Raw genomic sequence first — 23,031 nt, 5'->3', positions numbered from 1 at the left:
TACGACTGGGACTGACTTTGGCTGTTCAAATTTGAACTGTTTTGGTATCGATCGCGTTGCTGGTAGGCTCATAGTTTAAAATCGCTGAAAGGCTTTCCATATATACATTTTAGCAGTTTCTGTCCCCGTTATTTTAGAGTTTGTGAGAAATCCGGGCAAACAGTTTGTTGACTCGACACCAAGTGAGCATCGAGCTTCTCACGCCGAAACTAATTCACCAATTGACACACCCAAAACTCAAGCTCAACAGATGTTGGCACTGTTAGAAAAAACTACAGCTAACTCAATTGATGAGTTTATTCAAAACGAATTGAAATTGGACGGAGTTCCACCAGATTTAATCCGTTTGGGAATCGAAAGATTACTTAAGGATTCTCCACTTAAGTACAAATTCGATGGCTGGGATAGCAACTAAAACTAAAATTATCAGGAGAAAACATGCAATCAGTTCTCAACTTTTTGTTATCACTACGGCATACCTTTATTGTCGATGTGCCCTATTCTGACGAAGATTTTTGGCAAGTCAGGGACAACATTGATACTGAACTCTCTTTACAATATACTTAAGTGCTTACTTAGTAACATTTTTCTCCACCCAAAAGATTTACATCTTTTTTTTACCAAACTAAAAATTAGCTCATCACACAAGACTTTGAAAGGGCTAGTTCTAAGCTTGTCGAGCTTGAAGATGAACAGCCCACTTTCAAAGAGAATTTTCTTTGTACAAATAAAGCTGATTATGCTTGGTGAGAGTTTACGTAATCTATAGCTGCTTGTACTGTAGTAATTTTTTCACCTTCTTCAACTGGTATTTCAGTATCAAATTCCTCTTCCAAAGCCATTACAAGTTCTACAGTATCTAATTCATCGGCACCCAAGTCTTCTACAAAACTTGCAGTATTCACTACTTCTTCTTGTTTAACGCCTAGTTGCTCTCCTATTATTTTTTTAACTCGTTCTTCAATTGTGGACATATAAAATCCTTACGTTCAAACTTTTGTTTATTTTTTGCTCGTTATAAATTTTATGAAAATTACAACGTAAATACAAGGACAGTTAAGCGCAAATTTCTCACAAACAATAAAAAATCAATTCACATCGCTTGATATAAGACATTTTTTGATACATCATCAATTGAAATTTATGATGGTAAACAAAGTAAGTACAAAATGGCAAGTACCAAGCTAAAATAGTTACTAAAGTCTTTGCTTATACTGGGATTGAAACACTCTGTTCATAAAATTAAGCATCCAAAACAAGGCTTGAATCAAACCAAGCCAGAAATATTATTAGAGAGAAGGTGAAATGCTGCTTAACTCGCAATTAAGCAGTATTTGGGAGCATTTTTAAGCATCTGTAAGCAGCAGCAAAGATATGTTTTACAGGACTTGAGCTAGTAATCGCAATTAAAATTCGCCGTGAGCTTATAGTAATTAAGGCTCCTAACTTCAATAATTTTGCCCGAATAGTCCCAACTTGAGAATTTTTTAATTCGGTTTTGGCTAAACATTGTAACCGCAATGCATTCATCAAGACGTAAGCAAGAGAAGAAAACCATAAACGTAACTGATTTCCCGCAAATGTATGAGTACTTGTTCTATCGCTAAAAAGCTCAAGTTGTTGTTCCTTGAAGCGATTTTCCATCTCCCCTCGCTGACAATATTTTTGTCTGTAGAGTTGACCAGGAGGTACTTTATTGATAGTCAAAGAAGTAACAACAAAACGAGTATTATTCCCCTTCATTCCATATTCAACCTTACAAACAACACGACGACTACGACTCCAAGATTCACGAGTCTTATAGTCTAACGACTTATGCTAAATTGAGTTATCAATCAGGTCACAAGCAAGTTCAGAAATTTGTTCATCTGGTTTAAATAGAGTTTCTAAGAATGAAGTTACTGTTGATAATTTATGCTCAAACTCAAGCGAGGCTCTATTTTGAGTCGCCGTAGCCATTTGAATTAAACGGCTGTTTCGCGCCAATCCAAAAACGTAGTCAACTCCAGTCTGCGACTCACACCATGTCATTATATCGTCTCTGGAATAGGCACTATCTCCTCGTACTAAAATCTCAACATTCTGCCAATGTTGACGTATTTGTTTAATAACTCTCTGCAACTCTTCTAATGCCCCAAATGCTGGATCTACATTAGAAGGACGAAGTTTGGCTGCTAATAAGTGTTTCCCACAAAAAATATAAAGTGGAGCATAGCAATATCCTGCATAATAGGTATTGAAAAAAACTTGCTCCTGATTGCCATGTACTAAATCATCAGTTACATCTAAGTCCAAAATAATTTTTCGTGGTTCTTTTGAGTAGGATTTTAAAAATATATTTACAAATAGACTTTCAATTTCTGCTGAAGAATGTCCAATTTTATGGTAACGACTATCTGCTCCTTGTTCTACATCTTTAGGGCAATGTTCCAGCCTATTTAATGTACTCTTACCTGCTAATATAGCAGGCTTATCTTGTACTCCAATCCTTTTTCCTAATGATAGAGCAAACATCGGATCATGACGTAATTCTTCATGGTCATTTAAGTCTTCGTATCCCATGACCAACCCGTAGATTCGTTGTCTAATTAAGTTTTCTATTGAATGGTCAATTCGATAAGGCTTTCGGTAATCTTGGAAACATAGTGCAAACTGTGATGTGATTTGCAGTTTTCTATCTATTTCAGCAATTAAGCTTAAACCTGCATCAGATGTTACTTGTCCACCCTGGAAATTAACTACGACTGGGGGCGATTTTGGCTGTTCAAATCTAAACTGTTTTGGGAGCGATCGCCTTGTGGGTCGAATCATAGTTTATAAATGCTGAAATACTTGCCATATATACATTTTAGCCGTTTTTGTCCCCGCTTTTTTCAGAGTTTGTGAGAAATCCGGGTTTGCACAATGCCTATTACATTTGAATGATGCTAATTCTTCTACGGAAAATTATAAATAAAATCTTGGCTGTGGTGAACAGTTCTATCAGGGCACAACAATGTTGTACCCCTACCGATTTATCGATGATTAAGATACTTTATAGATATTCAATTTAGCCGATAATTTCTATTGCCATTAATATAAATAACGTAGGGACACGGCAATGCCGTGTCCCCAACCCATCTGGCATCTCAACGATAAACAATATTGTTTTGCACAATGCCTATTACATTTGAATGATGCTAATTCTTCTACGGAAAATTATAAATAAAATCTTGGCTGTGGTGAACAGTTCTATCAGGACACAACATTCTTGTACCCCTACGCAAGATATTTGTGGTGGCTTTAGTTTCCAGGTTTGTAAAGATGGGATGGTAAGGAAAATATTCGCTATTTAATCACCATCATTCACCCTTGGATCTCGGATGTTGCAGTTCAGAAGTCGAAGTTTCGAGTTCAGAGGTCGAAGTTCTGAGTTCAGGGGTCGAAGTTTCGAGTTCAGAGGTTTAAGTTCCGAGTTCAAAGGTCGAAGTTCCGAGTTCAAAGGTCGAAGTTCTGAGTTCAGAAGTCGAAGTTCCGAGTTCAGGGGTCGAAGTTCCGAGTTCTGAAGGTGAAAACTGAAGTTTTGAGCCTAAATGGTTGAGATAATAAGTACAGACCATTGTAAGGACACGGCATTGCCGTGCCCCTACCCACGTTCTTTACTCCAAACATATTTACGGCAGACTTCGCAAGCGGCTTTTGCTTCCTCAGTTTGCGGATTAGTGAAGATGGGATGGTAACGAAAGCGATCGCTCCTGACTTACTATCATTCACTCTTGGATCTCGGATGTTGCTGTTCAAAGAGTAAACCATCGCCTTCCAATCACCATCATTTACCTTTGGATCTCGAACGTTGGTGTTCAAAGCCTGAAGTTCCGAGTTCTCATCTCAAAATTCCATGTTCAGAGGTTGAAACTTCGAGTTCAGAACTCGGAACGCCGAGCAATTTACTCAAACATTCGAGTTCTGAACCTCAACATTGCACCTTAGAAGGGCAATTGCCGAGTTATTTTCTACAACGCTGCTGCTTGAGGCTTGACTTTCCGAGATTTACGGGCGAACCTTTGCCCCATTTCCTCAACTACTGTCTCTAAACCAGCGCCTTGTCCACTAACTTTGGCATAAGTATACACCTGTAACGCGGCTGCATAGGCTTCACTACCCACCGCTAAAAATGTATCATCCACCAATTCTTGGAATTGTGTCAGCGACAGCAATACTGGATACAACGCCTCAAACAATTGTACATCCTTCCGCATTTCATCCAGGTCAAACGATCGCGGTAAAAACTCTGGGTTCTGTGTCGCCACCTCCAATGCTTTGCTGACAAAGGCGCGGCTTTTATCTCCCATCTTGGGTAAAGCTTTCCGTTCCTCGTTAGTTAAATCAATCAAAAATGGTAGCTTTTCTTTAATTGTAGCGATCGCTTGCAACACAGCATCTCTTTCTGATTGCGCTAGTGTTGCACTAATTGGGGCTGTGGACATAAAAATTAGTCTCCGGTATGTGGCTTACTTCTAGAGTTCCCACATATACAATTTGAATTTCAATGACACCAACAAAGATTACCAAGTAGGGGCACGGCAATGCCGTGTCCCTACATCGCTGCGCCCCTTGAGAAAAATCACACATCGCGCTAGTCTTCATTGACGTAACTGCACGCTGTAACATTAGGCGATGACAAATCAACTCTCTCCGAAAATTCCCTCTTGCACTTGGAGCCGTCCCATCGGTTTAGGCTGGGACAAACCTTATACCGTCCGCTACGCAAGTAATATCGATGATGGCCCTTGGCATGGTATGCCTTTAGGTGGCTTTGGTGCAGGTTGTATCGGCCGTTCTTCACGAGGAGATTTTAACCTGTGGCACATCGATGGCGGTGAACATACCTTCAAAAACATTCCTGCTTGTCAATTCAGTGTGTTTGAATCCAATAGCACATCTTCCCAAGCCTACGCTTTATCTACCCAAGCACCGGATGATGGCACTCTCAAAGCTTGGCAGTGGTATCCGACACTTGCAGAGGGGACAGGAAATTATCACGCGCTCTACCCACGTAGCTGGTTTGTGTATGAAAATATATTTCAAGCACAGTTGACTTGTGAGCAGTTTTCACCAGTGTGGGCTGGGAATTATCAAGAAACTAGCTACCCTGTGGCAACATTCCTGTGGAATGCCCATAACCCTACAGATGCACCAATTACTCTCAGCATCATGCTCTCTTGGCAAAATATGGTGGGCTGGTTTACTAATGCCCTGAAATCTCCCGAAGTGCGGGTGCGCGATGATGGTAGTCCGGTTTACGAATACCAACCACGCTGGGGCGAAAGTCAAGGTAACTATAACCAGATAGTTGAAAATACAGAACAGTTTGGCTGTCTTTTAGGTCGGGTTGGTAGTGATGAACCTTTGCAAGAAGGTGATGGAACTTGGTGTATTGCTACACTTAAGCATCCCCAAGTGGAGGTATTTCAACACACTCGCTGGAATCCTGATGGTACTGGTGATGAGGTGTGGCAAAGCTTTGCCAAAGATGGTTCTTTGCCCAATTATATAGATACAAATCCAGTCGCAGAAGGTGAACAGTTAGGGACTGCAATCGCACTTCGTTTCACTCTCCAACCAGGCGAAACTCTCGAAATCCCCTTTGTCCTCGCTTGGGATTTACCCATTACAGAATTTGCCGCCGGAGTCAACTATTATCGCAGATATACAGACTTTTTTGGTAGAAGTGGTAAAAATGCTTGGGCGATCGCATCTACTGCACTACAAGAATACCAAACCTGGCGATCGCAAATTCAAACTTGGCAACAACCCATTATCGACCGGGAAGATTTACCCAACTGGTTTAAAATGGCTCTATTTAACGAGCTTTACGACCTCACTAGCGGCGGTACTCTCTGGAGTGCAGCATCAGAGCTTGACCCCATCGGTCAGTTCGCGGTGCTGGAGTGCCTAGATTATCGTTGGTATGAAAGTCTAGATGTGCGATTATACGGCTCTTTTGCTCTGCTGATGCTGTTTCCAGAATTAGAGAAGTCGGTGATGCGGGCATTTGCACGGGCGATTCCTCAAGGTGATGATACACCTCGGATAATCGGCTATTACATGACAATCAAAGCTGAAAGTCCGATTGCAGTTCGCAAAGTTGCAGGTGCAACACCCCACGATTTAGGCGCACCCAATGAACACGTTTGGGAGAAAACCAATTACACCAGCTATCAAGACTGCAATTTATGGAAAGATTTAGGTAGTGATTTTGTCTTGCAAGTATACCGTGATTTTCTGCTCACAGGTGCTGACGATGTAGAATTCTTAGCAGATTGCTGGACTGCGATCGTTCAAACCCTCGACTACCTAAAAACCTTTGACCTTGATGGCGATGGGATACCTGAAAACTCTGGTGCGCCCGATCAAACCTTTGATGATTGGCGGTTACAAGGTGTCAGCGCCTATTGTGGCGGCTTGTGGTTAGCGGCGCTAGAGGCTGCGATCGCAATTAGTGATATTTTATTAACTCACAAACTTGGCGACCTCGGCGGCTTGGCGGTTCAAAAATCCATCTATGAAACTTGGTTACAACAATCTCTTCCTATTTACCAAGAAAAACTCTGGAATGGGCAATATTACAAACTTGATAGTGAAAGTGGTTCAGATGTGGTGATGGCAGATCAATTGTGCGGACAATTCTACGCTCGTCTTTTAGACCTACCAGATATTGTACCGAGCGATCGCGCCCTTTCTGCCCTAAAAACTGTTTATGATGCCTGCTTTTTGAAATTCTGCAATGGAGAATTTGGTGCTGCTAATGGTGTTCGTCCTGATGGTTCACCAGAAAACCCTAAAGCTACTCATCCCCTAGAAGTTTGGACAGGGATAAACTTTGGGCTAGCAGCTTTTCTTGTGCAAATGGGAATGAAGGATGAAGCCTTGAGATTAACACAAGCTGTAGTGCAGCAAATTTATGAGAATGGTCTGCAATTTCGCACCCCTGAAGCTATCACCGCAGCTAGTACTTTCCGCGCTAGCACTTACTTACGGGCAATGGCAATCTGGGGAATTTACTTAGTTATTAATTGATTGACTATCAAAACGGTTCTCCTTTTGATGCAATATACTTTGACCTTTCTCCAAACCTTCTTCTTAAAAGGAGAGAAGCTTTAAATCTTACTTACTCCCCTTCCCTTGCAGGGAAGGGGCTGGGGGTTAGGTCTGTATTCCATACAATTGAAAACCGCTATAATATGCCTTACCAAAATTAGCCTCTAGATTTGTGATTTGATTTTCAGCGTGTTTCCGGAAGCGAACGAAAATTTCAGTAATGGTAAGAGTTGAAGCATTGAGAATTCCAGACTACTCTATCCCAACTATATCTTTGTTTTAGACCGAGGTATTCTCGTTGAGCAAGGCATTCATCACAAACTCATGGCAATTGGTGGTTTTTACTAGCATTTAGCTCAACTGCCACAACATCTCTAATCTCAGCTTGAGAAATATTTTAAATATTAAGACACATAGAAATGGCTTTTGAAGAAAATTAACGAGATTATGTGTTAATTAGTTTTATTTATATTGCTAATATTTATAATATTTTATAGACTTAAACTGCAAGATTATTTTAATAAAACAATCTTGCTAAAACTTCAATTTCTTCAGTTGATAATAATAAAAAACATCTATCTATATTATTACTAATAAGTAAGATTGTTAAAATCTAATGTAGCTAAAATTACTAGCTGATAATTATGAAATATTCACGATTTACAGTGATTTTGTTTAGATAAGTAAGTCTGCGTAAATAATTAAAGGTTTGTAGTGAGGGCTTCAGCCCTCTCTACGAGACGCTACGCGAACACTAAGAACTAATTTCAATATTTTTTACATTAGTTAATATAGTTTGAGTTATTCTCACCGGCTTACTTAGGCTGAAGCTATAGTTCTTGTAAATCAAGAAACATCAAGATAATCAATATCATTATCTGATTGAACCTATTAAAAAATATGTTCAATGCTATGACGGCGAACGTTTTTAGTCTTTAAATTTTACGATTTTTAGAAGTTGTTTTACATCATAGTTAATGGTAATATCTTCTAGTGACTCGACAATAATAAAGTGTTTAAATTGAGATTGTGTGGGGGGTCAGACCCCTCATGAATTAGCAAGGGAGGACAAAATTTAAAGTTGCACAATACGCAAGTACATATCGAAATCGATTCAGTAAATTTAACTTACAAATCTACTAACTTAGTAGATGACATTAACGACAAAAAATAGTATATATACGAATGGCGTTGTTAAAACTCAAAGATAAATAAATTTTCTTAACTGCTCAAAAAAATCTGAAAACTTGCCGGAAATTGCTTAATTAAGCAGTAGTAAGAAATACAGGCGTTTTAACAGAGAAAATTTATTGAATTAGGAGTCGATAAAGTTTCAGAAAACATAACTGCATCTATCAAGAGCTACGCCAAGACTTTTGTCCTACCATTCAAATGAGAAGACAAAAAATAAATTTTTACCTTTCACTTACTAACAGGACTGAGCAGCCAACAAAGTTGGTTAAAGACTTGATTGTTTTTAATCAAAGGTGAGTTCATCAAAAAAATCATCAGGTCAAATGCAGTCGAAACCTCAAGCCAAGGGGACAGTTCAGCAATGAATCTATATAATTTATATCCCTACTACAAGCTAGCTCTTGTCAAAACTAGTTTACTAGGGGAGTTATCAGCCAAAATTACCAAAAGTCTACTCAACAGCGCCAAGGTAAAGCTTAAACAGCAGAGAGGTTTAAGCCTGTATCTTTACCACTCAAAGCTGCAAGAATAAATCAGAGTTTGGGAAAGTTATGTACGCATCTGTTGATTGATAGATTTTTGGCCATCGTCAACATCCTACACCGCCAAATTGCTGATAATTTCCCGAAAGCGATTCAACAACTGCAAAAAAGTTAGTGCAGTTTGTAAACCTGAATCGAAACGCCAATAATCGCAGAAACCGAACTAGTTTACTTCATCCAAGATAACTAAACACTATGATGAATCAAGACATTGCTGGTATTAGTAGTAACTTAGATACAACAGTGAAGGCTCAACAATTTGACAAAGTAGTTGAAGCAATTATTGCTGGAAAGTACTCCTGGGCATGTGTTTTAATGCTACGTTTTGCTGGTTATAATCCTCTCCATTACATTCCGTATCGTACTTATAACCGATTACTCAAAGAAAACTCTCAAACCAACAGAACAAAACAACAGCAAAGCGAGAATCTAAAAATGCTGAAACATGCTAATGATTCCAGACCTGCTTATCTTGAAGTTGTTGGAAAGCAAAAAACAGACATTCGTAGTGGTAGTTTAGACCAGAGATTGGGATAGCCAATTATCAATCAAGGAAATCGCCATTAACTCAAGATATGTCCTTGAAACACTGTGGAGTCAATTAAAAAGAATTTGGAATCAATAGATTCTGCCCTAAAGTTGATTGAGTATCTGAAAGCCTCCCATGCTAATTTAAAATTTATAGCATGGGAGGTTTTCTGTAGCAGTAATTAATTTGATATCCTTTAAAAAAATCTGCCAAAATGGCAAATATATACTGACGAGATTGGTAAACTAATAACAACTAAAACTTTAACTTAAATAGAGGTGATTACTGGCAGTAAGTTAATTAAAAAATAAAATCAATGATTAGTTCTGACTATGAAATAAATCAAACTGATTACAAAAGTAGTCAGTATCTCATAGAGTAAATAACTCCTATACCAAGACCCACGATGCAACCATTACTACTGGTGGTTCTTTTTCTGAGGAAGTCTGAGCAAAGAGAATTTGGGGAGGTGGATTCCCCCAATCCAGATTTTACACACCTTTCATCGACTGCAGACGATGCGAGTAAGGCTGATAAAACTTTCTATCCTGTGGTTGGTGTTGCTTTATTAACGAAAGCAAACGCTTAACACCAATAACAGGAACAGAAACAGAAAAGTTATGGTTAAATCGTTGTCGTGGCTGGTAGAACTAATAGGTAATACGCTTCTCTTTCGACTATTGTAATCCTAGTCCTCCCAACCTGGATTATCTCTGCTTTCTAAATTTTCAACTTATATAGTAAATACTGGAAGTTCTTCAAGTTTTGAACTTCCAGTTTTTTATATGTAAATAAAAATAGGGTGAGCAATTTGCCCACCCTATTTTTGTGGAGAATGGTTAATCCAAAAACGAATTAAACCTTTGCTAATTCTGGGGCGGGACGCTTGCTGTTGCGAATTGATGTAATAGCCTCAGCATAATCTTTAGCGTTAAATACAGCTGAGCCAGCGACAACTGCATTAGCTCCCGCTTCCAAAACTTGCCAGGTATTATTTGCCTTCAATCCTCCATCCACTTCAATCCAAGGGTCAAGACCGCGTTCGTCACACATTTGACGCAGCTTGCGGATTTTGGGTAATACACCAGGGATAAAGCTTTGACCACCAAAACCAGGGTTGACGCTCATAATTAGTACTAAATCGCATAAATCTAGAACGTATTCAATTAGCTCTAGAGGGCTACCAGGATTAAGTACAACTCCAGCCTTCTTACCAAGCTCTTTAATTTGCCCCAAGGTACGGTGCAGATGTGGAGAAGCATTATGTTCGCAGTGTACGGAGATAATATCAGCACCCGCTTTCGCAAATCCTTCTACATACTTTTCTGGCTCCACAATCATCAAGTGGACATCCAGGGGCTTGGTTGTAATCGGACGAATCGCCTCCACAATCAGAGGGCCTATCGTAATATTAGGTACAAAACGACCGTCCATTACATCAACATGAATCCAATCTGCTCCGGCCGCGTCTACAGCGCGAATTTCGTCACCCAGACGGCTAAAATCGGCTGATAGGATCGATGGAGAAATTACAATGGGCTTTTGAGATAGGTTTTGGGTCATGGCTAGTGGGTTTTTAAGCGTCCTCGTCTGTAAGCATTGTAACAAAACATTGAGCAAGACTCATAACTTTGATCCCGGCCTTTTTTGGGAGAGTTAGGAGTTAGGAGTTAGGAGTCAAGTAATTAATACCCAATGACTAATGACAAATGACCAATGACAAATAACAAATAACAAATGACTAAAAAACTAACTTGGATAATTTGGGGATTAAGTGCTTCTTGTCTGAGTGCGCCGGTAATTGCCTCGGCTTTAGAATCTGGTTTGGGAACTAACGGTATTGATGCTCTGAAGCTACACCAAGCTCCTTATAATTTAATCGGTCGTAAGATTGCTATTGGTCAAGTGGAGATTGGTCGACCGGGAATGTTTGGGTGGGATAAGGCGGTGTCTAAAAATCGCGCTATATCTTTAGCGGGAGTATTTTTACGCAATGGGCCAGCTAAGTCTAATACTGGTGTTGACCCCCATGCTTACAATGTTGCTGGTGTGATGGTAAGTCAAGACAAAGCTTTGCCGGGAATTGCTCCGGGAGCGAGACTGTATTCGTCTGCGGTGGGTTCTACTAAAAGCATGGGTCAGCCAGAAGAATGTTTATCGGCCCAGCACATAGCGCTACAAAATGGTGGCGATGTCCGTGCGATTAATTTTAGTTTTGGTGAACCTTTAAGCCGCGACCCTAGACCAGAGGCTATTTTAGACGGCAATGCTTTACTAACTTTATGTGTTGACTGGTCTAGCCGGGTTCATGATGTTTTGTATGCGATCGCAGGCAATCAAGGTAAAGGCGGTATTCCTATTCCTACAGATAATTTTAACGGAGTGAACGTGGCTTTTTCATCCCGCCGAGGGGGAGTTTTCAATAAAGTAGATGTGGCTAATTTGGCGGGTGCTAACCAAGGAGTGAGTGGAAGGCTAGCTGGAAGGGAATTTGATGTTGGTGGCCGTCGCGCCATCAGTTTAGTTGCTCCTGGGAATAATATTCCTTTGCTCAATCCAGATGGCAAATTGAACAAGGTTACAGGTACTAGTTTTGCTGCGCCTCAAGTTACTGCTACTGTCGCTCTATTACAAGAATTTGCTGACCGACAAATACGCACAAAACAACCCAACTGGAGCATCGATTCTCGGCATCATCAAGTAATGAAAGCTGTGTTGTTGAATTCAGCAGACAAAATCCAAGATAGTGGTGATGGCTTGCGCTTGGGAATGAGCCGGACGCTAATTGATAAACAAAATCAAAACTGGCTAGATTCTGATGCTTATAAAGATCCCAAGATTCCTTTGGATGCCCAAATGGGAGCGGGTCATTTGAACGCATTTCGCGCTTATCAGCAATTTAGTGCTGGTCAATGGCAGCCATCAGGTGCGGTTCCGGCTATTGGTTGGGATTATCGCCAAGTCGATGTTGGAGCATCTGTTGACTATGTGTTAGCTAAACCTTTAAAGCAGGGAAGTTTTGTTGCTGTCACCCTGAGTTGGGATCGATTGGTGGAACTCAACGATAAAAATAAAAACCAGCAATATGATGTGGGCGAAAATTTTCGCGATCGCGGCTTAAATAATCTCGACCTATACTTAGTAAAAGCTGATGCTCAAAATTCAGATGCTGGTGCTGTTTGCTCCTCAATCAGCCCAATTGATAGTGTAGAACATATTTTCTGCCCCATTCCTGCTAATGGCAATTACAAAATCCGCGTCCAATTTCGTCAAAAGCTCAATGAAGCGACTCAACCCTATAGTTTAGCTTGGTGGAGTGTACCGATCAATTGAAATATAGGACTAGTATTTGATTTTTGAAATTCTTACGTAGGGGGGCCAGTCGCGTGGGCGGGTTTCCCGACTTGAGCGAACTGGCGTTGCTTTAGCAAGGAGAGTACGACACCATCTCAAGCTGATGGTGCGTTACTCCTCTTCTCCCAAGGGGAGACGCTACGCGAACGTCTGAAATTGCCTTTAATTTTGAATTTTGAATTGTTAACTGTGTCAACTTACAGCGTTTTCATCTATTTGAACAACACTATTTTATCGGGGCGCATAGCCGTGCGTCCCTACGAAATTTCTGTACTTGATGCAACTAAAAAACATTATTTCATCTCATGACTTACGAAAACAATAGCCGAAAAGAAAGATTTTCAGGTAGGGGTAATTCATGAATTACCCCTACCGCGTTTAATTTTACGTAAGTCCTATATCTATAAAAACCTAATACAAGTGATTATTTTGTGATTAGGTAGTCTACAATACTGTTATTGATAAATAGATAAATTTCCTCAAAATTGAGATTTTTCATAATTTGTCTGCATAGTCGCCTCAATTAAAAATTAGCAGCTTTAATAAGCTGTGTTTAATTCCTCTGAGCCATTAACTTGCTGTTACAAAAACTGTAACAGTCTAATTTTCCATTGGAGTAAATGCAATAGTTAATCATTGACACAGTGTCTGCGTCAATCATGAGGACAGATCGGGAATCTTTGGCAATTGAGGTAGCAGAATGAATCGACAAAAATTTAGTGATGCAAAAGAGAATTTTCTGCAAAGACGTTATGGTGTGAGTCTAGGCAGACGTTATGCTCTGGCAGCTGCAAGTGTTGTTTTATTCAGTGTATTAGGGTGTTCTCAAGTTGAGAGTAACAAAAGCGCCCTTGCCCAATCTAGTTTACCTCAACCAGAAACTCCATTGCAAAAAAAAACAGTCAACCCTGATACAAGAATAGTTGAGTCTAGCAATAAGTTTGGCTTCAAACTATTTTCAGAAGTTCTAAAAGATGATAAAGGTGAGAATAATATTTTTATCTCACCTTCGAGTGTAGCGATCGCTCTCGCCATGACCTACAACGGCGCTAGCGGCTCAACTCAACAAGCAATGGCAAAAACCCTAGAATTACAGGGAATGAATCTACCAGAAATCAATTCTGCTTACGCGGCGGCATTAAAGCAGCTTTTAGACAATCACGATGCAAAAGTCCAACTGAGTATTGCTAACTCGCTTTGGGCAAATCAAGATGTTAGCTTTGCACCAGATTTCCTCAAAAGAACCCAGGATTTCTATCAAGCTAAGGTTAGCAATTTAAACTTTAAAGATACCGCCGCGTCAAGTATTATAAATAACTGGGTAAAAGAAAGTACTAAGGGTAAAATTACTAAAATAGTTGAAACAATTGAACCAAATCAAGTATTGTTTCTAATTAATGCCATATATTTTAAAGGTAATTGGAGTAACGAATTTGACAAAAGTAAAACTGCCCAATACCCTTTTTACATCACACCTAGTAGACGAAAACAACACCTGATGATGTCACAAGAAGGTGACTATAGATATTACGAAAATGAACAATTTCAGGCAGTTAGTTTACCTTATGGTAAAGATGGTAAAACCAGTTTTTATATATTCCTTCCCAAACAGAACTCTAACCTAAAAGCCTTATATCAAAATCTGAGTTTTGAAAACTGGGAAAAATGGATGACTCAGTTCAACAAACAAAAGGGCTTTATTAGGCTACCCCGCTTCAAAACAGATTACGAAGTTACACTAAATGATGCCTTGAAAAGTTTAGGCATGAAAGAGGCTTTCAGCAACAAAGCTAATTTTTCTGGCATGGGTAAAAATTTTGCCATTAGCCAAGTTAAGCATAAAACTTTTGTCGAAGTGAACGAAGAAGGGACTGAAGCGGCTGCGGCTACTTCTGTGGGAATAGTCGCAACATCTTTGAGAGACGAACCAGAACCATTCCGAATGATTGTTGATCGTCCCTTCTTCTGTGCGATTAGGAATAATCAGACGGGAAACATTTTGTTTATGGGTTCCATTATCGAGCCACAATGAGGAGGCAGGAAACCTCCAGCCTCCTTACGGTAATGTTGCTTCCGAAATACTCAGAGTATTTTTAGGGTCAGTTTTTGGAGATTCGTTGGCTGCAACGGGTGCAGTTATTTCCCCCGTGCCGCTATCGTTTGTCTGGCCTCCAGGACGCAAGGCACTTAAAGCGGTTTTAATCACAACAGCTGTGGGTACTGCCACAATTACACCCAATAGTCCGCCTATTCTTGCCCCTGTTAAAACTGAAATTAAAATCCAAACTGGATTTAAACCCGTAAAACTACCTAAAATTCGGGGAGCAATTAAGTTTTCGAGAATTTGCTGTACGATTAGTGCTGCTATCAACACTCTCACACCCATTGAGAAATCTTGCAGTGCTACCAATAATGTAGTCAGGGCAATGCCCACAGAACCACCAAAGGGGACGAGAGCCATCAGACCAATAGTTAAGCCGAATAGCAGCCCAAATGGTACTTTTAGCCATAAAAAGGTAGGAATGAGGGCTGAAGCCATGCAGGTAGATAAAATCAACTGGGTGATGAAGAAATTTTGAAAGCTGAGGCGGACTGTTTTAGAGAAAGGATCGCGAAATTTAGAGGGTAGCCATTCCACTAAACTTTCCCAGAGTTCGCTGCCATGCTGTAAAAGGTAGAAAGTCAAAACCATCGTCAAGAGGATATCTAGAAGACTTGTGACTGTAACCACCGCTAAATTTAAAACTTGTCCAGCGATCGCTTGCAGTTGTCCCTTGACGCGATCGTTGATTTGTACTACCAAAGCATCGAGGTTAATGGGTAAGCCAAAAGTCTCAGCTTTTTCGTTTAATATCATTAGCTGAGAGCGTCCAGAGTCGATCAACTCTGGCAACCGAGCCACCAGTTGTTGAGCTTGGGTAAGGGCTAAGGGAACCAGCGTCACACCCAACGCCAATAAAATCGATAAAGCCAAGAGAAATACTAGAATAGCGACTTGCTCTCGCCTAGCACCTTGATGTTCCATCCAACTCACGGGGTAGTTGAGCAGAAATGCCAAGACTGAGGCTCCCACTAAAATGACTATGAGAGAATGGAAATAATTAAAAAAGATCGAAAGTGCCCAACCATTTAGAACTAGCAGTGGAACAAATAACGCGATCGCCACGATTCGCGCTATTGGTGTGAATGTCTGCCACCAGTCGAGTAGCTTGCGTGTCTGCATTTTGAGCTAATTGCGGGATAGAACTAAGTTAAATCTTTCTTTACAGCTTATTATCTCTAACTATATGAGTCTTATTCATCCTTCTAGTTTAGGAGTTAGGCTAACCCCAATGGATAATTTTGAACCAAAGGCGACTGGAGACTGGGGACTGGGGACTGGGAATCAGGGACAAAGGGGACAAGAAATAATTATTGAAGAAGTCTCTTCTTTATCTCCTCCCAATACCCAATCCCCAAAACCCAATCCCCAATCCCCAATCCCCAAAACCCAGTTGTTTTTATATTTGATTCCGATCGTCGGCTTTTTTCCATCTTTGTGGACTCTCTATCGGGGACAGGGCAGCCGGGAACAACTTGCTGTTAGCCGTCTGTCTATCACTTTGGCACTTACTTGGCTGTTGGGATATTTATTATTAAGTACCGGAGCCACAACTTCAGATTCTCTTTCGCTACGTCTATTTATCCTGAATAGTTTTCTTACATCGGGTTACTTTATAGTGAGTGTCTGGTTGATTTTGCGCTTGATAAAGGGCAAATCTGGGCGTTTACCAGGCTTTAGTACTTTAGCTGAACGAGTGTTTGGTAAGTAGTTATCTTAATTTTTTAGGATGATAATTTTTCAGTAGTTTTACCTATTTCCTAAAAAGTTTTCGTTGATTTCTTTATATATCTAGTCAAATCCAGTTTATTATTGCCATACTTCAGTAAAACATCTCTAGGTTGGCCCAAAAGAAGGAAAAATGCTGCTATAAGTGTTGTGGTTGACACTACATAAAAAAAGTTAGCACTGATAATTAAGAGTTAGTTATTATGGGTTGATTTGTTTAGATGTTTTTAGTCTACAAATTTACCGAATTTGATTATTGAGTAAGTGTGAGGAATTCTGTGACCATTCAAAGAAGTTCGGCGGAAGAAAACCAATCGGGAAAAGCCTCAAAGTCCAATAAAAAGATTTCTCAGAACTCAAAATCAGGACGTTGGCTGTGGTTTTGGGTAGGGATGAGTGGGATTGCGATGGTGTCAGCAACAGCAGGGGCACTATTGGCAGTGTCTTTAACTAGTACGCCTTTGCAGCAAGCCCAACTAAGTCCACAGGAAGAGGCGGCCTTTGATGGCGATCGCATTTCTGGAGGTGTAATGCGATTTTCACAATTAACTCGCCCGGTGAATCTCTTGGTGATGGGAATGAGCGTACTTCCCCCAGATATCCAAAACCCTCCCCCTGAAACCAAAAACCTTAGATACCAGCCCCAGGTAAACTCCTTTGATGGTCTTTCGGATGTGATGCTCTTACTCAAATTTGATCCAGAGACTAAAAAAATAATTATGCTCTCCATTCCCAGAGATACCCGCACAGAAATAGAAGGGCATGGAGTGAAAAAAATTAATGCTGCCAATGTTGAAGGTGGGCCAGCTTTAACTGCCAGAACCGTCAGTAATCTCTTAGGTGGGGCGGGAATTGATCGCTATGTGCGAATCAACGTTCTGGGAGTTGCCAAGCTGATTGATGCTTTAGGAGGCGTAACAGTTTACGTCCCTAAAGATATGAAGTACCAAGATGATTCTCAGCATTTGTACATCAATTTGAAGGCGGGTAAGCAGCATCTCAACGGCGAACAGACACTGCAATTGCTGCGGTTTCGCCATGATGAACTCGGTGATATCGGTCGGATTCAACGCCAGCAAATGGTGATGCGTGCCTTGATGGATCAAACACTCAACCCAGCTACTGTTGCTCAATTACCTAAAGTTCTGGATGTAGTTAAAGACCACATCGATACCAATTTGACGGTTGAAGAGTTAGTGGCGCTAATGGGTTTTGGGGTACGAACTAATCGCTCTAATATGCAAATGTTAATGCTGCCAGGTCGCTTTAGCGAAAAAAATGAGTTTGATGCTAGCTATTGGTTGCCCAATAAAGATGGTATTACCAAACTGATGGCTCAACACTTTGGTTTGGAATCAGAGCAGGAACAGCAGGCGACTAATCCACGTTCTTTGCGTGTAGCAATTCAAGATAGTACAGGTGGCGATCGCTCTAATCTCCAACCATTAATTAGAGCCTTAGAAAAATCTGGATATCGCAATATTTATATAGCTAAGGCATGGGGTGAACCTCTAGATGTAACTCATATTGTCGCCCAGCAAGGAGATGGTGACAGTGCTGAATCAATTCGTGAAACCTTGGGATTTGGCGAAGTGCGTGTGGAAAGTACTGGCAACCTTGCTTCAGATGTCAGTATTCAAGTAGGTAAAGATTGGTTACAAGAAAAATCTATTTTGGAGAAGGCGAAATAATTCCTAATTCGTAATTAATTGCGAATTATCTTAGCACTGTGAAGTACCGAAGTGTTTATACTGGCTGAAATACTTCTGCTGAGAGGGAATTTACTGACTGGCTGAGTTCTTGGAGTTTAGCTGCTACTGCGCCATTGGTAAATAATTTTTCTGCTTTAGCTAAAGCTTCTGGCATATTTGAACAAATACCACTCCGCCATAGGTAAAATCCACCATTCCACAAGGCTGTTTGCATTAGTTCGCCTGGTTTACCTGCCAAAATATCCTGAATATTCGACACCAATTCTTCAGTAGTTCCAAGGGGTACGTTCTTGGTAGTAAAGCCGTAATCACGCGGTACGAGGTGCAATCGTTCTACCTCTTGGGATGCTACGGATGGAGATAAGCTGATAATTGCAGTGCGATCGCGCGGTAAGTCGCAACTACCTTCCAATCCTTTAACTAATGTAAATTTTGTTACTCCCCGCCGCCCCAGAGCTATCTGAAACATCCCTTCTGTAGGCGGATGAACAAACCCAGCAATTACGTGAGTATTGCCAGCATAAGGACACCAGATTAGCTCCATTGTCGCAAAGGGCGGACGTTTGCCCAGTTGGTCGCGGTACTCCCAAATACTTGTAGTTAAGGGAAAATGCTGAGGTAGATAAATAAAGCCGATTCCTGTTTGCTCAAACACTTGCTGGGTTTTTGCTAGTGGTAGAGTAGTCCAATCAACTCCTAAACCTTGCCAAATATCGATCAGGGGTAAGCCGTACTTTGTTGGGAGGCGATCGCCACCGTGCATAACCACTGGTTGTCCAACTGCGGCGAGTAGTAAAGCTGTTACCGGACTAATTGGTGCTGTGCGGGTTCTGCCATCATAAGGGATGCCAAGAGCGATCGCTGGTCGTCCAGAGTCGATTGGTTGCAGCTTTGGCCCCAATTCATCATAAGCATCCAACATTCCCGCTAACTCTTCCCCCGTAGGACGCTTGATTCGATGAGCAATCAAAAACGCTCCGATTTGGGCTGGTGTCGCTTCACCCAGCAGCATCATTTTAGTAGCGCTGGCTGCTTCGGCACGAGTTAAATTTTCGCCTGTATGATTTCCGCTACCTACTTTTCTCAGTAATTCCCTAAATACATTGCTCATTTGTCTTTTGTCATTTGTCCTTTGTCATTTGTAGAATACCCAATGCCCAATGCCCAATGACACTTAAGAAACCGATCGCAGCTGGTCAATTTGTAATGGAATATTTTCGCGCACGAGTTGCCAAAAGTGCTTGATGGGGGGAATTTGCAGTCTGTCTTGAGTTGTTACCATAACTACCCGCCTAGTCAAACTCGAACCATCTGCTAAACCACTAATACTATTGTTCGCCAAGGAACGAATCGCTAGGGTAGGGTCAAGACGCGCTTCCAGTAATGCTGATTGAGGGAGCAAAGCGATTAGTTCTCCTTGGCGCACCACTCCCCGGAAGGCATCTAGGGTATTTACCTCTAAAACCGCTTGCAGTGTAGCTTCCATTCGCTCAAACTTATCTTGGATTAAGCGCTGCATCCCATAACCATCTTTAAAAACCACTTGTGGATAACGAATTAACTCCAACCAAGGGACGCATTCATATTGTGCCAGGGGATGATTTGCTGCGGTTAAAATTTCTATCGGTTCATCATAAAGTACTTCTACCACCATTTCTCTAGCAGTGGTTAAAAAACGATTATTCATGACAATTGCTAAATCCACCAATCCATCTTTCAGGACTTTCAAGGCGCGATCGCTTCCCAGTGAAGTTACCCGCAATTGGACATCTGGATAAGCATGACAAAATTTTTGCAACACTGGGGGTAAGTAAGATCCACATAAGGAGTGAATCACCGCAATGCAAAGTTCTGGTTGCTTTCCGCCGATTAAATCAGCTAATTCTTGTGTAGCTGTTTCCCATTCTTGGCAAATTTTGCGGACACGAGGTAGTAAACATTCACCTGCCAGCGTTAATTTAGCGTGAGTTGTTCTGTGAAATAGTTCTATACCCAAATCTGCTTCTAATGCCTGGATTTGGCGACTAATCGTTGATTGGGTAACACCAGATGTTCGCGCTGCTTGTTGAAAGCTGCCGATTTGTGCGATCGCTAGAAAGGCTTGCAACTGCTCTAGGCGCATTTTTATGTAGCCTGAATTACATTTATCAGTTTTATTAAGTTAACGGCTTTTTAAACACAATTTAGTATAGTTTGTTACAGTATATTTTATCTCATTTACATTTGTCTAAATCAGTTTTTACTGCCTTATGACTAGCTCTCAAGGTGACTCATAAAATCTCTGCTTTCCTCTCTGTGTTGCGCCAATTACTTCTCCTGTCGGAGACGGTGCGCGAACAAGTCGGGGAACCGCCAGTGTGTTGCGGGGGTTCCCCCCGTTGTAGAACCTGGCGCAACACAGAGAAAAGAGTAATTATTGTCCAAAAATTTTACCCACCTTGAAAGGGCTAGTCCTATGATTCTTGTAAAGACGGCGATTTATCGCGTCTCTTGCCTTAACCGAATATTATTGGGCGGTTATTTTCAGGGGAAAATTAGACTTGAGAGCAGTTGTTTAGAAAAACCGGTTTGCCGCCTTGCTCAAGAGATACTGTCAGAGCAGCAAGAATTTCTACTAACTGTGTGGCTACCCAACCAGACGAAATCTCTGAGGGAGTATTGTTGAGAATAGAGACAACAAAGCAGGAGCAAACTCGCCTTAATGGTTCACCTGGCTCTAATTCCAGTACTACCTGCCTTTGATTTACCGGAATAAATTGATTACCCTGCTGTTCAAACTCCCCATGTAGCAGCGTTAGAGGTGACGATCGCAACATTTCATCAAAAATCAAGCTACCAAGGCTACCTACAATCCCCAGCCGTCGCTGCTTATCAGAATTCAGCCAGCATAAGTGAATATAAGCTTGAAAGCCATCTGGGTATGTCAGTGTTAACCATACTAGATCGGCTAAACCTTGGGATAGAGAGTGGGTTATTTCCCTATTGGCTTGCCTCTGTAGCCATACCGTACCCGTTGCTTGTACTTTCACAGGGATTTGACGTAGCCAAGCGTTAAAGATAGCAATATCGTGAATAGCTAAGTCCCACAGCGCATCAACATCTTGGCGGACAGGCCCCAAATGGGTGCGCGTCGCGTAGCCGTAGCGTAAATCTCCTAATTTACCCGCTTGTATTACAGCTTGTCCTTGCTCAACTGCTGGGTGAAATAAATAAGTGTGGTCAACCATCAGTATTAAATGATGCTGCTCTGCTAACTGGCAAAGTTCCCGACATTCGGCGGGATCAAGAGTTAGGGGCTTTTCTGCCAAAACATGGTATCCGTTCTGGAGAGCGTTTTTAATTAAAGCATAGTGGGTGGTAGCTGGAGTTGCGATCGCAACTCCAGTCAATCCTGGCACTTTTTTTAAATCTTCCCACTGAGTTGTAAATACTACATTAATATCTAAATTAAACTGCTGTTTGACCGCCGCTAATCGTTCTGGATGGGGATCTACTACAGCAACTACATCTACTTGGGGATGTGCTAAGAAATTCCGCAGCAGATGCACTCCCCAACGCCCAACTCCGATGACAGCAATTTTAATTTGGTTTGTCATTTGTTATTTGTCATTTGTTATTTGTCATTTGTCATTTGTATATAAGGGACTAGAACACCAATTCAGGAATCCTCGAAGAACCTCTCCCCCAAACCCTCTCCGTTTCGGAGAGGGGAGTTTGGCTCCCCCTTCCCTGCTAGGAAAGGGGGCTGGGGGTTAGGTTCTTGATTACTGAATCGATGCTCTAGGAACAAATGACCACTGACAATCAACTGATTATCGGCTAATCACCCGTTTTTTCATCTCAGGGTATTTGCGGTTTAGGAATTGCTAAAAAAGCTACCTTAGCTGCGGCTTGTTCAGCAGCTTTGATCGATCGCCCTTTACCAACTCCTAGTTTGTTTCCGTGCAACCACACTTCAGCCAGGAAACGCTCTTGATTGCGGTGCGGCTGAGTGACTTCCACAACCCGATATTCTGGTAAAACTTTAAATTGCGCCTGAGTCCATTCTTGGAGAGCAGCTTTGTAATTAAGTCTGGCAGGATCGAGGCGAATTTCTGTCGTTAGTTCTTGGAAATGGGGATCTAGCCAAGAGCGGATTAGTTCTAGATTTTGAGTGCTTAAGTAAAGCGCACCGAGAACTGCTTCAAAAGCATCTGCCAATCGTGACTCTTGTCCAACTTTATCAGCAGTGGCGCTACCGGCGACTAGTAAGTATAACTCCAAACCATAGCTTCTGGCTAATTGGGCGAGAATGCGATCGCTCACCAACACCGAACGAATTGCCGCAAAATCTCCTACTGGACAATCGGGATAATTTTCCCATAACACAACAGCCGATACCAGCCGTACCACTGCATCGCCAACAAACTCCAGTTGTTCATAATTTGCCGAATCAGAAACAGTGGGATGAGTGAGCGCTAAATCTAGCAGTTCCCACTTGATAGGTGCTTCTAGCGACAAACCAAATTTTTGGACTAAACTTTCGAGTTGCCGTTGACGGCGTGGATAGGCAAGGGGCATTACGTGACAAGGGGAAAGGGGCAGAAGGCAGGGAAGCGGAGGAAGGTAACTAGCTATCTATCTTATATCTCTAAAGTTCTTGGACTATCACTTTAACAACTTTTTGCTACTTCTCCCTATCTAGCTTCTCTTGAATCTGGAGTTTAGACTAAAAGCGATATGAGAGAACGCAAACCAAATGGAATTAGAGGTTAAAAATATTATCTTGTCAGTCTCAAAGCATCCGCGACC

General features: G+C 41.3%; 18 protein-coding genes and 2 pseudogenes. 10 read left to right on the top strand and 10 right to left on the bottom strand.

Features of this window, described 5'->3' with window-relative positions; all coding sequences use genetic code 11:
• Positions 1-142 precede the first annotated feature (142 nt).
• Positions 143-415, top strand: a complete 273-nt coding sequence (locus V7K38_RS09370) for a hypothetical protein (RefSeq protein ID WP_334857252.1) — start codon at positions 143-145, stop codon at positions 413-415.
• Positions 416-438: 23 nt separating this feature from the next.
• Positions 439-567, top strand: a complete 129-nt coding sequence (locus V7K38_RS09365) for a hypothetical protein (RefSeq protein ID WP_334857250.1) — start codon at positions 439-441, stop codon at positions 565-567.
• A gap of 170 nt (positions 568-737) precedes the next feature.
• Here V7K38_RS09365 and acpP read toward each other — a convergent pair whose 3' ends face one another.
• The 4 genes and pseudogenes from acpP to V7K38_RS09345 all read right to left on the bottom strand — a co-directional run bounded on the left by acpP (position 738) and on the right by V7K38_RS09345 (position 4,466).
• A complete protein-coding gene (gene acpP, locus V7K38_RS09360; RefSeq protein ID WP_334857248.1) occupies positions 738-974 on the bottom strand; it encodes an acyl carrier protein in 237 nt (78 codons plus the stop codon).
• 349 nt (positions 975-1,323) lie between these two features.
• Positions 1,324-2,811 (bottom strand): annotated as a pseudogene (locus V7K38_RS09355) (IS1380 family transposase).
• 708 nt (positions 2,812-3,519) lie between these two features.
• On the bottom strand, positions 3,520-3,843 hold the full coding sequence (locus V7K38_RS09350) for a hypothetical protein (RefSeq protein ID WP_334857246.1): 324 nt from the start codon (positions 3,841-3,843) through the stop codon (positions 3,520-3,522).
• 149 nt (positions 3,844-3,992) lie between these two features.
• Positions 3,993-4,466 (bottom strand): hypothetical protein, encoded by a 474-nt coding sequence (locus tag V7K38_RS09345; RefSeq protein WP_334857245.1) that lies wholly within the window; start codon positions 4,464-4,466, stop codon positions 3,993-3,995.
• Between the two features lie 190 nt (positions 4,467-4,656).
• Here V7K38_RS09345 and V7K38_RS09340 point away from each other — a divergent pair, with 190 nt between their 5' ends.
• The 4 genes and pseudogenes from V7K38_RS09340 (at position 4,657) to V7K38_RS09325 (ending at position 9,934) form a co-directional block, all read left to right on the top strand.
• Positions 4,657-7,059, top strand: a complete 2,403-nt coding sequence (locus V7K38_RS09340; RefSeq protein ID WP_334857243.1) for a GH116 family glycosyl hydrolase — start codon at positions 4,657-4,659, stop codon at positions 7,057-7,059.
• Positions 7,060-8,635: 1,576 nt separating this feature from the next.
• Positions 8,636-8,806, top strand: coding sequence for a hypothetical protein (locus tag V7K38_RS09335; protein WP_334857241.1), 171 nt, complete (start codon positions 8,636-8,638; stop codon positions 8,804-8,806).
• 208 nt (positions 8,807-9,014) lie between these two features.
• Positions 9,015-9,421, top strand: a pseudogene (locus tag V7K38_RS09330) (HetP family heterocyst commitment protein).
• Positions 9,422-9,751: 330 nt separating this feature from the next.
• On the top strand, positions 9,752-9,934 hold the full coding sequence (locus V7K38_RS09325) for a hypothetical protein (RefSeq protein ID WP_334857237.1): 183 nt from the start codon (positions 9,752-9,754) through the stop codon (positions 9,932-9,934).
• Between the two features lie 266 nt (positions 9,935-10,200).
• Here V7K38_RS09325 and rpe read toward each other — a convergent pair whose 3' ends face one another.
• Positions 10,201-10,908, bottom strand: a complete 708-nt coding sequence (gene rpe, locus V7K38_RS09320; RefSeq protein WP_334857236.1) for a ribulose-phosphate 3-epimerase — start codon at positions 10,906-10,908, stop codon at positions 10,201-10,203.
• 174 nt (positions 10,909-11,082) lie between these two features.
• On the opposite strand from rpe, the gene V7K38_RS09315 reads away from it, so the two are divergent.
• Both V7K38_RS09315 and V7K38_RS09310 read left to right on the top strand, forming a co-directional pair.
• On the top strand, positions 11,083-12,678 hold the full coding sequence (locus V7K38_RS09315; RefSeq protein ID WP_334857235.1) for a S8 family serine peptidase: 1,596 nt from the start codon (positions 11,083-11,085) through the stop codon (positions 12,676-12,678).
• Between the two features lie 721 nt (positions 12,679-13,399).
• On the top strand, positions 13,400-14,731 hold the full coding sequence (locus V7K38_RS09310) for a serpin family protein (protein ID WP_334857234.1): 1,332 nt from the start codon (positions 13,400-13,402) through the stop codon (positions 14,729-14,731).
• 24 nt (positions 14,732-14,755) lie between these two features.
• On the opposite strand, the gene V7K38_RS09305 is transcribed toward V7K38_RS09310, so the two are convergent.
• Complete coding sequence (locus tag V7K38_RS09305; RefSeq protein WP_334857233.1) at positions 14,756-15,922, bottom strand: AI-2E family transporter; 1,167 nt, start codon at positions 15,920-15,922, stop codon at positions 14,756-14,758.
• Between the two features lie 64 nt (positions 15,923-15,986).
• Here V7K38_RS09305 and V7K38_RS29635 point away from each other — a divergent pair, with 64 nt between their 5' ends.
• Positions 15,987-16,511, top strand: coding sequence for a hypothetical protein (locus V7K38_RS29635; protein ID WP_442940760.1), 525 nt, complete (start codon positions 15,987-15,989; stop codon positions 16,509-16,511).
• Positions 16,512-16,806: 295 nt separating this feature from the next.
• Complete coding sequence (locus V7K38_RS09295; RefSeq protein WP_334857232.1) at positions 16,807-18,219, top strand: LCP family protein; 1,413 nt, start codon at positions 16,807-16,809, stop codon at positions 18,217-18,219.
• A 55-nt stretch (positions 18,220-18,274) separates the two neighbouring features.
• On the opposite strand, the gene V7K38_RS09290 is transcribed toward V7K38_RS09295, so the two are convergent.
• The 4 genes from V7K38_RS09290 to rnc form a co-directional block, all read right to left on the bottom strand.
• A complete protein-coding gene (locus V7K38_RS09290) occupies positions 18,275-19,351 on the bottom strand; it encodes an anthranilate phosphoribosyltransferase family protein (protein WP_334857230.1) in 1,077 nt (358 codons plus the stop codon).
• A 63-nt stretch (positions 19,352-19,414) separates the two neighbouring features.
• Positions 19,415-20,362 (bottom strand): LysR family transcriptional regulator, encoded by a 948-nt coding sequence (locus tag V7K38_RS09285; RefSeq protein WP_334857228.1) that lies wholly within the window; start codon positions 20,360-20,362, stop codon positions 19,415-19,417.
• Positions 20,363-20,774: 412 nt separating this feature from the next.
• Positions 20,775-21,836: a Gfo/Idh/MocA family protein gene (locus V7K38_RS09280; RefSeq protein ID WP_334857226.1), complete on the bottom strand. Its 1,062-nt coding sequence runs from the start codon at positions 21,834-21,836 to the stop codon at positions 20,775-20,777.
• Positions 21,837-22,080: 244 nt separating this feature from the next.
• Entirely contained in the window at positions 22,081-22,800 is a 720-nt protein-coding gene (rnc, locus tag V7K38_RS09275; RefSeq protein ID WP_334857224.1) for a ribonuclease III, read from the bottom strand.
• Positions 22,801-23,031: the final 231 nt, after the last annotated feature.

Origin of the sequence: Nostoc sp. (assembly GCF_036917465.1) — a bacterium.
Lineage (GTDB): Bacteria > Cyanobacteriota > Cyanobacteriia > Cyanobacteriales > Nostocaceae > Nostoc.
This window is presented reverse-complemented; position numbering and strand designations above follow the sequence as displayed.